Origin of the sequence: Anoxybacteroides rupiense, from assembly GCF_014196195.1 — a bacterium.
Taxonomy (GTDB): Bacteria; Bacillota; Bacilli; order Bacillales; family Anoxybacillaceae; genus Anoxybacteroides; species Anoxybacteroides rupiense.
In genome coordinates, this window is the sequence record NZ_JACIDF010000004.1 from 247,460 (window position 1) to 261,089 (window position 13,630).

The 13,630-nt window shown below is 44.6% G+C and carries 15 protein-coding genes; 9 read left to right on the top strand and 6 right to left on the bottom strand.

Annotated features, from left to right (window positions below):
* Positions 1-121: 121 nt before the first annotated feature.
* A complete protein-coding gene (locus GGQ95_RS09005; protein WP_066148185.1) occupies positions 122-1,315 on the top strand; it encodes an ornithine--oxo-acid transaminase in 1,194 nt (397 codons plus the stop codon).
* Positions 1,316-1,625: 310 nt separating this feature from the next.
* On the opposite strand, the gene GGQ95_RS09010 is transcribed toward GGQ95_RS09005, so the two are convergent.
* Positions 1,626-2,528 carry a fumarylacetoacetate hydrolase family protein gene (locus tag GGQ95_RS09010; protein WP_066148182.1) on the bottom strand — a complete coding sequence of 301 codons (903 nt, stop codon included), beginning with the start codon at positions 2,526-2,528 and terminating at the stop codon, positions 1,626-1,628.
* Positions 2,529-2,726: 198 nt separating this feature from the next.
* Here GGQ95_RS09010 and GGQ95_RS09015 point away from each other — a divergent pair, with 198 nt between their 5' ends.
* The gene (locus tag GGQ95_RS09015) at positions 2,727-2,918 is read left to right on the top strand and encodes an aspartyl-phosphate phosphatase Spo0E family protein (RefSeq protein WP_044745679.1); all 192 of its coding nucleotides are present in this window, start codon (positions 2,727-2,729) and stop codon (positions 2,916-2,918) included.
* A 54-nt stretch (positions 2,919-2,972) separates the two neighbouring features.
* Here the strand turns inward: GGQ95_RS09015 and GGQ95_RS09020 are convergent, their stop codons facing one another.
* From GGQ95_RS09020 to GGQ95_RS09030, 3 genes are all read right to left on the bottom strand, one after another.
* Positions 2,973-4,154 (bottom strand): DUF418 domain-containing protein, encoded by a 1,182-nt coding sequence (locus GGQ95_RS09020; RefSeq protein WP_066148179.1) that lies wholly within the window; start codon positions 4,152-4,154, stop codon positions 2,973-2,975.
* A gap of 108 nt (positions 4,155-4,262) precedes the next feature.
* Positions 4,263-5,855 (bottom strand): long-chain-fatty-acid--CoA ligase, encoded by a 1,593-nt coding sequence (locus GGQ95_RS09025; protein WP_183186645.1) that lies wholly within the window; start codon positions 5,853-5,855, stop codon positions 4,263-4,265.
* Between the two features lie 233 nt (positions 5,856-6,088).
* The gene (locus tag GGQ95_RS09030) at positions 6,089-6,313 is read right to left on the bottom strand and encodes a spore germination protein (RefSeq protein WP_183186646.1); all 225 of its coding nucleotides are present in this window, start codon (positions 6,311-6,313) and stop codon (positions 6,089-6,091) included.
* A 144-nt stretch (positions 6,314-6,457) separates the two neighbouring features.
* Here GGQ95_RS09030 and GGQ95_RS09035 point away from each other — a divergent pair, with 144 nt between their 5' ends.
* The 7 genes from GGQ95_RS09035 (at position 6,458) to GGQ95_RS09065 (ending at position 8,752) form a co-directional block, all read left to right on the top strand.
* Positions 6,458-6,682, top strand: coding sequence for a spore germination protein (locus GGQ95_RS09035; protein WP_044745675.1), 225 nt, complete (start codon positions 6,458-6,460; stop codon positions 6,680-6,682).
* Between the two features lie 65 nt (positions 6,683-6,747).
* Entirely contained in the window at positions 6,748-6,969 is a 222-nt protein-coding gene (locus tag GGQ95_RS09040; protein ID WP_044745674.1) for a spore germination protein, read from the top strand.
* Between the two features lie 12 nt (positions 6,970-6,981).
* Entirely contained in the window at positions 6,982-7,239 is a 258-nt protein-coding gene (locus tag GGQ95_RS09045; RefSeq protein ID WP_044745673.1) for a spore germination protein GerPB, read from the top strand.
* A gap of 48 nt (positions 7,240-7,287) precedes the next feature.
* Positions 7,288-7,896: a spore germination protein GerPC gene (locus GGQ95_RS09050; RefSeq protein ID WP_370514184.1), complete on the top strand. Its 609-nt coding sequence runs from the start codon at positions 7,288-7,290 to the stop codon at positions 7,894-7,896.
* The gene (locus GGQ95_RS09055; RefSeq protein WP_183186647.1) at positions 7,893-8,075 is read left to right on the top strand and encodes a spore germination protein GerPD; all 183 of its coding nucleotides are present in this window, start codon (positions 7,893-7,895) and stop codon (positions 8,073-8,075) included. Before GGQ95_RS09050 ends, GGQ95_RS09055 begins: the two co-directional genes overlap by 4 nt.
* A 33-nt stretch (positions 8,076-8,108) precedes the next feature.
* Positions 8,109-8,528 (top strand): spore germination protein GerPE, encoded by a 420-nt coding sequence (locus tag GGQ95_RS09060; protein WP_080860525.1) that lies wholly within the window; start codon positions 8,109-8,111, stop codon positions 8,526-8,528.
* Between the two features lie 2 nt (positions 8,529-8,530).
* Positions 8,531-8,752, top strand: a complete 222-nt coding sequence (locus GGQ95_RS09065; protein ID WP_066148161.1) for a spore germination protein — start codon at positions 8,531-8,533, stop codon at positions 8,750-8,752.
* A gap of 314 nt (positions 8,753-9,066) precedes the next feature.
* Here the strand turns inward: GGQ95_RS09065 and GGQ95_RS09070 are convergent, their stop codons facing one another.
* A complete protein-coding gene (locus GGQ95_RS09070) occupies positions 9,067-12,447 on the bottom strand; it encodes an SbcC/MukB-like Walker B domain-containing protein (protein ID WP_183186648.1) in 3,381 nt (1,126 codons plus the stop codon).
* The gene (locus GGQ95_RS09075; RefSeq protein ID WP_066148156.1) at positions 12,444-13,619 is read right to left on the bottom strand and encodes an exonuclease SbcCD subunit D; all 1,176 of its coding nucleotides are present in this window, start codon (positions 13,617-13,619) and stop codon (positions 12,444-12,446) included. Before GGQ95_RS09075 ends, GGQ95_RS09070 begins: the two co-directional genes overlap by 4 nt.
* Positions 13,620-13,630: the final 11 nt, after the last annotated feature.

Here is a 13,630-nt window from a genome sequence, read left to right on the forward strand (position 1 = left end):
CTTTGCAAGCAAGAAAATGGACAAAGGCCATAAAGTTCCTTCTTTTTCCCAATCTAACAAGCTCGTATAATTTTTGCTATAATATATAATGGAGCGAATATTGCAAATAGGAGGAGCACACATGAGCAAAACAACAGAAATTATTCACTTAACTGAGCAGTTTGGCGCAAACAACTATCATCCGCTGCCAGTCGTTCTTTCTAAAGGAGAAGGCGTATGGGTAGAAGACCCTGAAGGCAATCGTTATATGGATATGTTAAGCGCCTATTCCGCCGTCAACCAAGGACATCGTCATCCGAAAATCATTCAAGCGCTCAAGGAACAGGCAGACCGCATTACCTTAACATCTCGAGCGTTTCATAACGATCAGTTGGGCCCTTGGTATGAAAAAGTAGCCAAATTAACAGGAAAAGACATGGTTTTACCAATGAATACAGGCGCAGAAGCGGTAGAAACAGCCGTGAAAGCTGCGCGCCGCTGGGCGTATGATGTCAAAGGCATCGAAGAAAATAAAGCGGAAATTATCGTTTGCGAAGATAATTTCCACGGACGGACAATGACCGCTGTTTCCATGTCTTCCAACCCTGAGTATCAGCGCGGATTCGGACCGATGCTTCCTGGCATCAAAGTGATCCCATTTGGCGATGTGGAAGCATTAAAGAAAGCGATTACACCAAATACGGCTGCCTTTATCTTTGAACCGATCCAAGGGGAGGCAGGCATTAATATTCCTCCAGAAGGATTTTTAAAAGCCGCCTATGAAGTATGTAAACAACACAACGTATTGTATATTGCCGACGAAATTCAAGCTGGCCTAGGCCGCTCAGGAAAAATGTTTGCATGCGATTGGGAAAATGTTGTGCCGGATATGTATATCCTCGGCAAAGCGCTAGGCGGCGGTGTATTCCCGATTTCTTGCGTAGCGGCCAACCGCGATATTTTAGGCGTTTTCAATCCAGGTTCACACGGTTCGACCTTCGGCGGTAATCCGCTCGCTTGCGCTGTTTCCATCGCAGCCATCGACGTTCTTGTTGAAGAAAAACTAGCAGAACGTTCTTTTGGATTAGGTAATTATTTCCAAGAAAAGTTACGTGAAATTCAGCATCCTGATATTAAAGAGGTCCGTGGCCGCGGATTATTTATCGGCGTTGAATTGCATGGGCCTGCCCGTCCATATTGTGAAAAATTGCAGAATGAAGGATTACTATGCAAAGAAACACATGACACCGTCATTCGTTTTGCCCCTCCATTGATCATCACGAAAGAACAGTTGGACTGGGCAATCGAAAAAGTGAAAAAGGTGTTTAATGAATAAATAAAAGCAAAGAGAACAGCAGGGGCTTAATAAGTCGGTTTTCCGGCTTATAGACGCCCCTTTAATGCTTTATAGAGTTGACTTTCTGGACAGACCCTGCAACCATTTTAACCATCCTTCATGGATTGGGCTGGTTTCACATCAGACTCACTTGAAAGCACTTGGCAGACAAAGGGGCTGTGCTTTAGCGAAGATGCCAATTGACCAAAGACGTTTAGGGGCTGAGGAGCGAAGCCAGTGACGAAAGATAAAAGCGTTTATCAGCAGTCAAGGGCTTTCCGGATGAGGAAAGCCCTCGTTTATGACATTCTTATTCGCCAATTCGATTGCGAAGCGTGCCGATTTTTTCGATGGTGATTTCCACGATGTCCCCTGATTGCAAAAAACGCGGCGGTTTCATGCCTTTTCCGACTCCAGCCGGCGTTCCTGTCGCAATAATGTCGCCAGGCTCTAACGTCATTCCTTGTGAAATCGTAGAAATAATCGTTTCAACCGAAAAAATAAACTGTTCCGTATTCGCTTTTTGCCGTATTTCCCCATTCACTTTCGTTTCAATATGCAAGCGGTTCGGGTTAGGAATCAGCGACTTGTGCACGATCCATGGCCCCATCGGACAAGACGTATCCAAGCTTTTGCCAAGCAAAAACTGTTTATGGCGCTGCTGCAAATCCCGCGCTGTAATATCGTTGATAATCGTATAACCAAATACGTAGTCCAACGCTTCTTCTTCTTTAATGCCTTTTCCTTTTTTGCCGATAACAACCGCTAATTCTCCCTCATAATCTAATTCTTCTGTCACATGGGCATGGCGCAAAACAAGGGACTCATGTCCTGTTACGGTTGTCGGCGCTTTAGAAAACAGCATCAGATGTTCCGGAATGTCATCCGCGCTTCCAAGCTCAAGTGCGTGATCGACATAGTTTTTCCCGACGCAAAAAATATTTTTGAGAGGACGCGGAATCGGCGCCAACAGCTGGACGCTTGCAAGTGGATAGACATAATCAGCAGCTCGCTGCTTCTCGCTCCATGTGACAATTTCCTGCACTTTATCGACAAACGCATCACCAAGCGCGATACACTCAATAAGTGAGTGGGGCAGCGTGGACTCCTCTCCCATGGCCTGCTCCGCCATTTGCAAGTGAATGACTTCATTTTGAGCGCTTAGTACGCCGACAAATGACGTTCCTTGGCGCTTAGCTGTCACAAATTTCATGATCCTTGACCTCCCTTTCTCCCTTTGATTATTCTCTATCTTGTCGTCCAAACCCTCCCAAAAATTTGTAGAAATATAGAATATTATGTCTTTTTTTAGCGAACCTCTTCCCTTCCTTCCCATTCTATGTATAATGATGATATACTATTCGCCATACTAAATTCCTAAAACATCATAATAAAACGTTGGTGAAAAACAATGATCATGTTGATTGAAGAAAAAAGACAACAGATGATTGAGTTAGCTTTAACATATGGTCTAACTGCCAAAGAAACCATTCAATGCAGCCAGGAGCTCGATGAATTGTTAAATATTCAATTAAGAGAGGCTCTAGCCTCTAAGCAGCATCATTATTCTCTTTCTAAATCCGCCTATCTTCGCATCGAATAAAAATCTACTGAAAAAGCCGATTCAGTAGATTTTTTATTTTTATCATGAATCTCTTTATGTTCTTTTAAACGGCTGCTTCTGCCCATATATGATTGTTCTCCATAGCCATTCTACCGGTCCTGTTCGATAGCGCTTCATCCATCTGTTGCTGATGACCACTTGCAGGCTATAAATGAAAATCGCCAAAAGCAATCCGTAAAATGGACGAACCGTTCCATATAATCCAAAGCCATAATGATAAAACAATAACGTGCACAAAATAGATTGAAATAAATAATTTGTTAGCGACATTTTGCCTACAGCTGCAAAAATGGAAAGAATTTTATTTCCCCATCTCATATCGGAACATAACGCAATGGTGGTCACATAAAAAATAGAAGTTAATGGCCCGCCCAGCATGTTTTGTACATATTCTGCCGCCATATTTCTTTCCGTCCAGTACGGCAAAAGCTTCAAGCTCCAGCCAAACAAAAGAGTGAAAATCCACAGTTTTTTCAATGTTTTTTTATTGGCAGAAATAGAGGAAAACCATTGTTGTTTGGCAACGTACGCCCCGAACAAAAACATGGGCAAAAGCGAAAGAATAATAAAGATCGTTCCTTCTGCGTTGTTTACATACATCCAGTCGTGCCAACGCTGCTGAAAAATCTCTGCAAATGTACCGTCTCGGTAATGATGAAGAGCCTCGTGAGCCAAGGTTTCGTCAGATGGTGCATCCGAATTTCCAGGCTCTATCCATACTGCAATCCCCAATAAAGCGCTAAGCAGTCCGTTGGGAACGAGCCAAAGCAGCAATGCCCAGACAAAGAGAGAACGCGGGGACGCCCGATGAAACAATAGCATAAACATTCCAGTAAGAGCATAGGAAATTAAAATATCGCCATACCAGATCAGAAAGGCATGGAGACATCCGATTAAAAGCAAGGAAATCATCCTTCTGGCAAAAAGCCGGACAAACGGCCTCTTTTTCATAAGCACTCGTTCACGAAAGATGATGACGCCAAAACCGAATAAAAAAGCAAATAACGGATAGAAGCTAGCTTCAGCAAAAATATCAATCATTTTTTCCGTCAAGCGATCGGAAGCATGGCTCGACCCGCTTCCGTGGCTCAAATACATGATAGGAGAGTTAAAATGGGGCATATTGACTAGAAAAATGCCCAAAATAGCAATCCCCCGCATCATATCGACAGATTGAATACGTTCTGTATCAGAAATAGAATGAAATTCGCTCATTGTCTTACCTCACCATTCACTCATGCCTGCTCATGTCTTCAACAATATAAAAAACAAAGGCCATCTGTCAATGAACAAATGGCCTTTCCTCCCCAAGACATTGCGCGTTTAGTTTACATATCTGTCTGCTTTTCCAATAGACGTCCAATATTCCTTGCGCAAATGCACTTTTTGAATTTTCCCTGATGCCGTTTTCGGAAGCTCATCCACAAATGTCACACCTGTAATGGCTTTAAAATGTGCGAGTCTTTCTCGTGAAAAAGCAATAAGCTCCTGCTCTGTAACCGTATGTCCTGGGCGTGTCACGACAAATGCATGTGGCGTTTCTCCCCACTTTTCATGGGGCACAGCAATCACTGCCACCTCCAACACGGATGGATGATCATACAGAACACCTTCCACCTCAATGGAAGAAATATTTTCGCCGCCACTAATAATAATATCTTTTTTTCTATCAACGATATCAATATTTCCATACGAATCAACTGTAGCCATGTCTCCTGTATGAAGCCAGCCGTTTCGGATCGTTTCCATCGTTGCCTCGGGATTTTTCCAATATCCTTTCATTACACCGTTGCTGCGCACAACGACTTCTCCAATCGTTTGACCGTCATGTGGAACGGCTTCACCATGCTCGTTCACCACTTTTACTTCGCAACCGATCATGGCGTGTCCCGCCTTTGCTTTCATCCGGTATTGTTCATGAAGAGGCAAGTCGCTTAGATGCGAGCGGATCGTAGAAACAGTGCTTAGCGGCGACGATTCTGTCATGCCATACACTTGGATAAACTCCCAGCCCAGCTCTTTTTCTACGCGTGTGACAAAGGCCGGCGGCGGTGCGGAACCAGCGATGACAACACGAACGGGATTATCAATAATAGGAACATGCTGTTCGTAATATTGCAATAATGAATTGAGCACAGTGGGAGCCATATGCATCACATTAACCTGATATTTTTGAATGTATTCAAAAATCAGCTCTGGCGCCGCTTTTCGCAAGCAAATATGCGTCGCTCCATTCGCCGTATAATAAAACGGAGATCCCCACCCATTCACATGGAACATTGGCAGCACATGCAAATAGTTATCGCGATCTGATACGCGCAGGTGATGCATCGTTATTAGCGCATGAAGATAATTATTCCGGTGTGTAAGCATGACCCCTTTCGGATTTCCGGTTGTTCCGCTCGTATACAGAAGGCTGCATACATCATCCTCGTCGATATCAGGGCGCTGGAATGGCGCAGAAGTGAACTGCGTCAGCCATTCATCGTAAGCGATTTCATTCGTTTCCTGATTTTTCCCATGAACAATGATCGCTTCGATGGTTTCAAGCTTGTCCTTAATCGGCAAAATCAAGTGGTACAGCTCTTGATCTACAAACAGCACTTTGCTTTCACTATGATTTAAAATAAACAAATAATCGTCTGGTTTTAAGCGAATGTTTAACGGAACCATGACCGCGCCAAGCTGAAACACCCCATAAAATCCTTCGAGCATTTCAAGCGTATTCGGAGCCAAATACGCCACGCGATCCCCTTTTTTTACCCCCAAATCCCTCAGACCGTGTGACAGTTGATTGACTCTGTCATTTAGCTCGCGATATGTAAGCTCCTTTCCTTCGTCAATCACCCCTATTTTGTCGCCGTATAACGACACCGCCCGGTCCAAAAACTGGGTCAGCAGCAACGGTACTTTCATTTTTCTCTCTCCCCTCCGTGTTTATCTATCTGAAAATTCAATAAAATTATAACACATGGGTGATATAGATGTAACTTACTATTTCACATTTGTATGGATCAATGATCCAGCACATTGCTCTCTAGGCGAAAGCCGACTTCGACATCACATTTTGGCGTGGCCGGCTGCCGATCTCTCCAAAATATCTACAAACAGCCTTTACATAAGAAAAGCGCTACAGGTTTGTAGCGCTTTTAGTTGTTTCCAATATTGCTAGTATCCTTCAAGCTTGGATCCAAAGTATTAGTGACACTAAACAAGACATTCGTTTGAATAAAATTCCCTACATTATCTCCGCCGCCTCCATGAAAAGCCTTCGCCGTACTTTTTGGCGCAATTTGTAAAACATCTCCTAGATTTACCGTTCCATTTCCGCTAATGCTTGTCACCATGATACCGCCCAAAATCAATGCTGGCATGTCGATCATCCTCTTTTTTGTATTACTGTTATTTTATGAAGAGCAAACAAAAAACGATAGGGACATCCATCTTATATTCAACACTTTATTTCCATCTCCATATAATGATAAACAGATACCTATGATGAGAAAGGACGTGGTCATATGCCATCTTTTATCGGGGGGCCTATAAAAATCACACATGTCAGCGGCGATGGAACCGTCAATTTTGGCGATGTACTGCAAATCGCGCCAAAAAGCGCCTTAAAATCCAATCAAGGCGCCGGCGGCGGAAATAACGGAGATTTTTTGCAAACCAACACATTTGTCAGCTTTACAAACACATCCGATCCTGACGTTAATGATGCCAATAATGTCGCCAATAATTAAAGAAATTCACATTTTTCTCTATTCGCCCATAACCTATAACGAGAATAAAAAAAGGGTGTATGATGATGCCAGCATTCGTTGGGGTAGTAAAACTTAACAGTATCGGAAGCAGCGGTGTATTTCATATTGGCGACGTTTTTGCGATCAGTCCTTACAGCGTCGCGAAAACATTTGCCGGTGCTGGTTCTTTTAATACAGGAAACGGCTTAAGCATATATAATTATTACAGCAATACAAACACAAATGATGCAGATCTTATGGATGATAGTGTGGTCGGCAACGCATAAAGGAGTGACACGATGAACTTTTATATCAACCAAAGCATCTACATTTATCAATTTAAAATCGGCTCTGTGACCAACTCATCCGTGCTCCAAATCGGCAGCGCTGGGCAAATTCAGGCACTTTCCACATTAAGCAACACAGGCGGATTTACTGGGCCTGCACCTGAAGCCGTCATCTCTGGCCCTACAAGCGAGCCGAGCACTCCATTGGTCCCTCTTCATTCCGCAACTCGCGAAAAAATGACAAAAAAAAGTGATGACAACCATTCATAGCCCATATATTGAAAAGAGAAGGGATCATTGAGAGGATGAGAAGCGACTATGAGCAGCTTGTTTCCATACGACTATTTTATGAAATTGCAGCAATATTTATTATGGCAAACAAACAAGATCCAAACCATCGAAAACCGGCTTGCCATTCTTGAGAAAGAGCTGCATGAAATCAAGCAGCATCCACAAACAATGATTGAACGAATTGAGTATAAATTTGATCAGCTCAAAGTAGAAACATTAGAAGGCACGTTAAATATCGGCCTCACACCAAATGGCACGGGATCCATTGAAGATTTTGCAGTCGATGCTGAAAAAACGATTATTCCTAAACCGGAGCCGGCCCTATTTGGCAATATTCAGACCAAAGTCAATGGTTATTTGGAAAATGAATGCATGCAAGTATTACAAGAGCTCGAAGCGAAATACGCCTATCCTTTAGATGATCCGTATCGCCAGTTTATTCTCCAAGATATTCAGCGTCAAGTCGATGAACGGATCCGCTTCTATTTGCAGCAAACCATGAATGGCGGATATGTCCCAGATCAAAAATCATCGGAAAATATAGAGAATATGATATTTATGAAGCTGAAGGAAGACATTGAGCAATCATTAGAAAGCTTTATTAAACATCTTCCAAAGCAAGGAGGAACATCATGAACTATACTGTGATTAACCGTGACGTGCAAGTAGGCGACATTTATCTTACAGCTGTAACGAGCTCTGCTATTTTTCTCATCGGAGATGCAGACGTGATAAATTTATCATCCGCTTTTGACACACCGCCTGAATCATTGATTATTGGCCCTCTCGTCCCGCTTACTCCAAAAGGATCGTAACACTACAAGCTTAGGGGAAGGTTGTCGGTATTGATGAAGCGCTTATCAATGGTTCAATGGCTCAATAGTAACACCGTCCTTTTGAGCTCGGTGTTGCAAATTGGCGATTCTCGAGAAATTAACGCTCGTTCATACGTTTTAGCTGTCCAAAGGCAATACGAATGGTTTGGCGGGAATGAAGGGGAAGGGGCTTTTCCTGTGTTTGCAAGGTCTCTGCCTAAACTTCCCGTATCGGCATATGTGCAAACTCGCCGCTTGAATGAATCACCTGTTCTTTCAGTTCGTTCGATTCACTTAATCGCTGTTTCCACCGCAGCAGTCGTTCATATCGGCTCCACTTCTACGATTGATGCCGATACGCGCATTAAGCATATTCGGCAACTATCAGAGCCAAACATTCCTTTCTCTCTTTCGCTTCCACAAGCAGCAATTCGAATAACAAAGGATGGATGAACATGCCAGCAGTTGTTGGTCCAATTAAAATTACAAACGTAAGCAGTGGTGCTGTTTTTCAAGTAGGAGACACCATGTACATCGCACCAAAAACATCTACCAAAACCCAAGGGGGATCCGGAGGATTTAATACGGGCGATTTTATTTTGACAAATAACGGTATCAGTTTTACAAATTCCCTCGATCCGGATGTATTCGATAACAATGTCGCTGGTAATAACTAAAGTTTTTCCAAAAAATGAACCTCTCCCACCAACACTCCGTTAAGAGGTGAGAGGCTTCTCCGTTAAAAAGCAGCAATGACAGCTACGATCGATGTCACTTATTTGCATGATAAAGGCTGGGTGTTTTCCCACAGCCCGATGATGGAACAACGCCGCTTCACAGAACCAGAACGGGTCTGAAAGCGGCGTTACTTCAACTTTTGTCACACATCTATGTAATGAAAAGACTAAGGACGGACAAGCCTCCAACTATTCGTTTTTCAGAAATCATGATATGCATCAAGTAGATAAAAACTCCTCTTTTGGCTACTTGACTACATGACTTCTAATTTAACACGCGTGCCCCGGCCAGAAGGCTCAGCAGGTTCGACAATGAGCCGCTTTGGAAGACGGGCGCGCAACTCCTGCACATGGCTGATCACGCCGATCGCCATATCGTTCGCCTGCAGCCGTTCTAAAGCAGAAATGACGACATCGAGAAGCTCCCCATCCAGTGTGCCAAACCCTTCATCCAAGAAGAAAAACTGCAGCGGATACTCACCGCGAAGCTGGATTTGTGCCGATAAGGCTAGGGACAATGACAGAGAAGTTAAAAAGGTTTCCCCTCCTGATAACGTCGTTACTGGACGTCGCACTCCTCCATTCGCATCATCCCTGATCATAAATCCTCCCTCTGAATCGACTTCGATGGCATAGCGCTGTCTTGTTAGCTCGCCAAGCCGCTCAGACGCATCACGAGTGACACGGATCAACTGCTCCTCCGCCATAAATTCAACAAAGCTGTTTCCGCGCAACACGTTTTGCAGCTCACGATATTGCTGGACTAGCCGTTCCACTGCCATTCGCTGCTGCTCCAGCTCTTGAAAGCGTTTATGCTTTTCAGTCAGCTCCTCTACTCTTGTTTTAGCAGAAGCCACTTGTTTGATTAATTCTGTCGTTTTCTCTTCTTGTTGCCAGAGCATGGAAGCGCTCTGCTGCCATTGTTCTTCACTGATTTCCATGCCATTCATCCGGTCCGTCACCCGCTGCCATTCATTTTGCCATTTCAGCCAGTTTTCACGGAATTGTTGGATACGTTCTGCCATCGCGTTCTTTTCTTCTTGTGTTAATGGAGTTTTACGAATTTCATCAGCGTTTGCAAAAGAGCTCTGCTGCAACATCTCCCTCCATTTATCCTCTGCTTGCTCCAGCCGTTTTTCCCCTTCAGATAGCGCTTGTATCGCAGCCTGTTTTTTTGCTTCTAACAGCTGATATTGGCGCTGCATGCCGTTGTACGATTCATACGCTTCTTCTTCTTGTTTTTGCAACTGAACAAGCTGCTGCTCCACATCCGCCAATCGATGCTCAAGCGGTTGTTCGTCAATAGGAAATGGAAGGGATTGCTCGTACTCTTTATATTGTTGCTGTTTCATCTGCTGTAAAAGCAGAGCATCCGCTCTCTGCCGCTGTAGCTGTTGCCATTGTTCTTTTGCTTGTTCACATTCCTCCTGTTTTTGTTCAAGAAATACAACGCTTTTATCAATTCGTTCCTGCAATAATTGTGCTTCTTTTTCATCCGCACGCAATTGGTCCATCATTTGTTCAATCGCTGTAAATGAGAGATCTTCATAGATTGCTAGCCAATTTTGCATGCGTTCGTCCTTCATGCGCTCTCTTTCTTGGTATTTAGCGAGACGCTCTTCTATTTCTTGCTGCAGCGAATGGCGCTGATTGACAATCTCTTGCCGCTGCTTTTCAAGCGTTCGCCGCCTTTCCAGCATCGTATTGATTGCTTCACGGCATTGGAAATAATCCTGCTGTAAAGCTTTTACTTCTGCGGCCAGATCATGGAACTGTACGTCGATAGGAGCATAAGACTCTTCTTCTGCTTCTCTTTTTGCCCTAGACGCATCGCTTAACGCTACTCCCTCTCTATTCTCCTCTTGCATAACCGCTTCAGCTAATTGTTCCAGCTGAATTTTCAGCGACTGGAAGGACGAAGCGAGCGGCTGTGCTCTCTCCAGCTCCTCGTCCCATTTTAACAGCTCCTGCTCGCTCGGTTGCTCGCTAGATGATAGGGCAGGAGACGGGTGATGGAGAGAACCGCACACAGGACAAGGACTTCCTTCTGTTAACGTTGCCGCCAAAGAGGCAGCCACATGCTGCAGCCGTGTCTTCTCCGCTATTTTTTGCTTTTGTTTGATCTTATAGATGAGCTTTTCAAGTTGGATTTGTTTTTCACATACACGATGGTAAAGCCTCTCGATTCGCTGAAAATGGGCTGTCCACGCTTTCTTACCCTCTTCCAGTTGCTTTTCATACACACTTTCGCGCTGCACAAGCCGATCATAGCTTTCTTGCTTTTGTCTATACTCCCTCTTGATTTCTTGCAGCGCTTGATCAAGCACCATCACTTCTTTTTTTTCTTCATAAGCCCGATAGATCCGCTCTTTTACTTGCGCAGGGACCTGCTTTTGCCGCCATTGCTCCTTGAGACTTTTTTGCTTGTCCAACGCTCGTTCATAAAGCTGGGAAAGGTGTTCGAACGCTTGCTGTGCTTGCTTTTCTTTTGCCATCGTTTCCGAGATCCGCGCCCTAATATCCTTCATTTCTCGCTCCATTTGCTGCATCCGCTCCCACAGCTGCTTGGCTTGCAAAAGCTGTTCTTTCTTCTGCAAAAGCTTCGGCTCCTGCTCATTTTTTTTCGCGCGAATAAAACGGTAAGCTTCAGCTGCCTGTTCATATTGCTGACGAGTAACATGAAGCTGCTGCTCAATGCGCTTCATTTCTCTTTCCCATTCTTCAACCTCTCGCTTTGCTTGTTCATATTGCTGAGCGTAGGGAAGTAAGCGTTCCGCCTCCTCCGCCTTTTGGCGCTTTTGTTCAAGCGTGAGGATTTCCGTCTCCTCCATCCGGCATTTTTCCAACTGCTGTTCGATGTATTCCTTTTCCTTTTGCCATTGCCACAGCTCTTTATCACGTTCATATCGCTCTTTTATTTGAACCAAATAAAGCTGCTGCTGCTTGAGTTCTTGCTCCAGTTGTTCTAATTGCTGCAGTTGTTCATCCAACGTTTCTTTTGAGGCATTGCCAAGTCCTGCTTGCTCCGCGCAAATGGTTTCTAACTTGGCTGTAGCGTTTATGAATCTCGTTTTTAGCTTTTTGTTCAATTGATCCCCATATTGTTCAAGATTAAAAAGCCGCTGCAGCATTTGCCGACGCTCGACACCCTTTAGCGATAAAAATTCAGCAAATTTCCCTTGCGGCAGCACGACGGCCCGCGTAAAATCCTTCATTTCCAAGCCGAGCAGCTGCTTGATTTGATCGTCGACCTCCCTTGTTTTATCCGCAAGCACGACTCGTTCTGAACCTTCCTCAATTAGACGGCTAATCGCTGTTTTAACACGAAGTCCCTCACTTCTCTTAAAGCTTCGCTCAACGGTATATTTTCTCTTTCCATTGGCACTGGCCAATTCAAAAGTAAAGGAAACGACTAACTCCTGCTCTGCATGATTCATAATGCCGTTCGTATTGTTGGCCGCGCGCTCAACATTTCCGTAAAGCGCCAAAGTCATCGCATCTAAAATGGAGGATTTGCCGCTGCCCGTCGGTCCGAAAATGCCAAAAAGGCCCCCTTCACACAGCTTATCGAATTCGATCACCTGCTTTTCGCGAAAGCTATGCAATCCGGCAACCGTTAAACGAATCGGCTTCATGCTTCATCACCATCCTCATCTTCATCAGCAAGCAGTTCGAGGAACATCCGGACAAGCTCTTCCGTCGGCTTGGCCCCTCCTGTCTGCTTTTCATAAAAGCGCTGAAATAGCACTTCAATCGGAGTATGCTCGCGCTCCTCTTGTACAGCCTGTTGCTTGGTTAAAAAATGAGGGCGAATATAGATAAATCCGTCATAGCTTTTACGTAAACGATGAATTTCTTCCAATGTCAATGAATGCTCAACATAAATTTCCAAATCAATCCAAGCATTGCGGTCTTTTCCTTCCTCAAGCCAGCGATAAACCTGGGCCAAGCCTTCGGTCGCTTTCCACTTGGCAAGCGGTCTGCCGCATGACAACGGTAGCTCTGACACATTCGCTTCCTTTTGGGGATGAACATCCACAATCGTGACCGATTTGGTATAGCCCACTTCAGAAAAGCTATAGGCAAGCGGAGAACCCGAATAGCGCGCCGGCATTGCGGCTTGTTTAACGTTTTGCGGCCGATGCAAATGCCCTAGCGCCACATATTGAGCCTGGTCTGGAAAACAATGGGCTGATACCGTATAAGCCCCTCCGACTTCAATTGGCCGCTCCGAATCAGACGGCTCACCTCCCGCCACATATAAATGGCTCATCGCGATATTCACCGTATCGTGCCGAAATTGCTGATTCATCACAGTGAAAATTTCCTTTACCTTTTCATCATATTTTTTTCGTAATAGTTTCTCATCGTTTTCAGCAGCCAACAGCTGGGCTAGCCTTGATTCTGATGGGTATGGAAGCGCGGCTAACAACAACGTTTCCCCGCATGTCGGAATATAGATTTCTTGCCCTCTCATCGTGGGCAAACCAAGCAAGGTGATCGAATGAGAAGCCGCCAGCCGCGAAGCAGCGGCTAAACGATCCGGATGGTCGTGATTGCCTGCAATCACGACCACCGGACGCCGTCCGCCATTTGATAGCCTAGCAATCCCTTCATAAAACAACTGTTCTGCGGCTGCTGGCGGATTCACCGAATCAAAAACATCGCCAGCCATCAGCACAGCATCAATTTTTTCTTCTTCAACAATGGAGACCAATTCATCTAAAAATTGCTCTTGTTCTCGCAGCCGGCTTCTTCCTTCTAATGTTCTCCCTAAATGCCAATCGGCTGTATGCAAAATTCGCAAAGCCTTCCCTC

Excerpts from the sequence above, each read along its gene's own strand:
- GGQ95_RS09005 (WP_066148185.1), top strand. The coding sequence starts at position 122 with ATGAGCAAAACAACAGAAATTATTCACTTAACTGAGCAGTTTGGCGCA.
- GGQ95_RS09010 (WP_066148182.1), bottom strand. The coding sequence starts at position 2,528 with ATGAAATTTGTGACAGCTAAGCGCCAAGGAACGTCATTTGTCGGCGTA.
- GGQ95_RS09015 (WP_044745679.1), top strand. The coding sequence starts at position 2,727 with ATGATCATGTTGATTGAAGAAAAAAGACAACAGATGATTGAGTTAGCT.
- GGQ95_RS09020 (WP_066148179.1), bottom strand. The coding sequence starts at position 4,154 with ATGAGCGAATTTCATTCTATTTCTGATACAGAACGTATTCAATCTGTC.
- GGQ95_RS09025 (WP_183186645.1), bottom strand. The coding sequence starts at position 5,855 with ATGAAAGTACCGTTGCTGCTGACCCAGTTTTTGGACCGGGCGGTGTCG.
- GGQ95_RS09030 (WP_183186646.1), bottom strand. The coding sequence starts at position 6,313 with ATGCCAGCATTGATTTTGGGCGGTATCATGGTGACAAGCATTAGCGGA.
- GGQ95_RS09035 (WP_044745675.1), top strand. The coding sequence starts at position 6,458 with ATGCCATCTTTTATCGGGGGGCCTATAAAAATCACACATGTCAGCGGC.
- GGQ95_RS09040 (WP_044745674.1), top strand. The coding sequence starts at position 6,748 with ATGCCAGCATTCGTTGGGGTAGTAAAACTTAACAGTATCGGAAGCAGC.
- GGQ95_RS09045 (WP_044745673.1), top strand. The coding sequence starts at position 6,982 with ATGAACTTTTATATCAACCAAAGCATCTACATTTATCAATTTAAAATC.
- GGQ95_RS09050 (WP_370514184.1), top strand. The coding sequence starts at position 7,288 with ATGAGCAGCTTGTTTCCATACGACTATTTTATGAAATTGCAGCAATAT.
- GGQ95_RS09055 (WP_183186647.1), top strand. The coding sequence starts at position 7,893 with ATGAACTATACTGTGATTAACCGTGACGTGCAAGTAGGCGACATTTAT.
- GGQ95_RS09060 (WP_080860525.1), top strand. The coding sequence starts at position 8,109 with ATGAAGCGCTTATCAATGGTTCAATGGCTCAATAGTAACACCGTCCTT.
- GGQ95_RS09065 (WP_066148161.1), top strand. The coding sequence starts at position 8,531 with ATGCCAGCAGTTGTTGGTCCAATTAAAATTACAAACGTAAGCAGTGGT.
- GGQ95_RS09070 (WP_183186648.1), bottom strand. The coding sequence starts at position 12,447 with ATGAAGCCGATTCGTTTAACGGTTGCCGGATTGCATAGCTTTCGCGAA.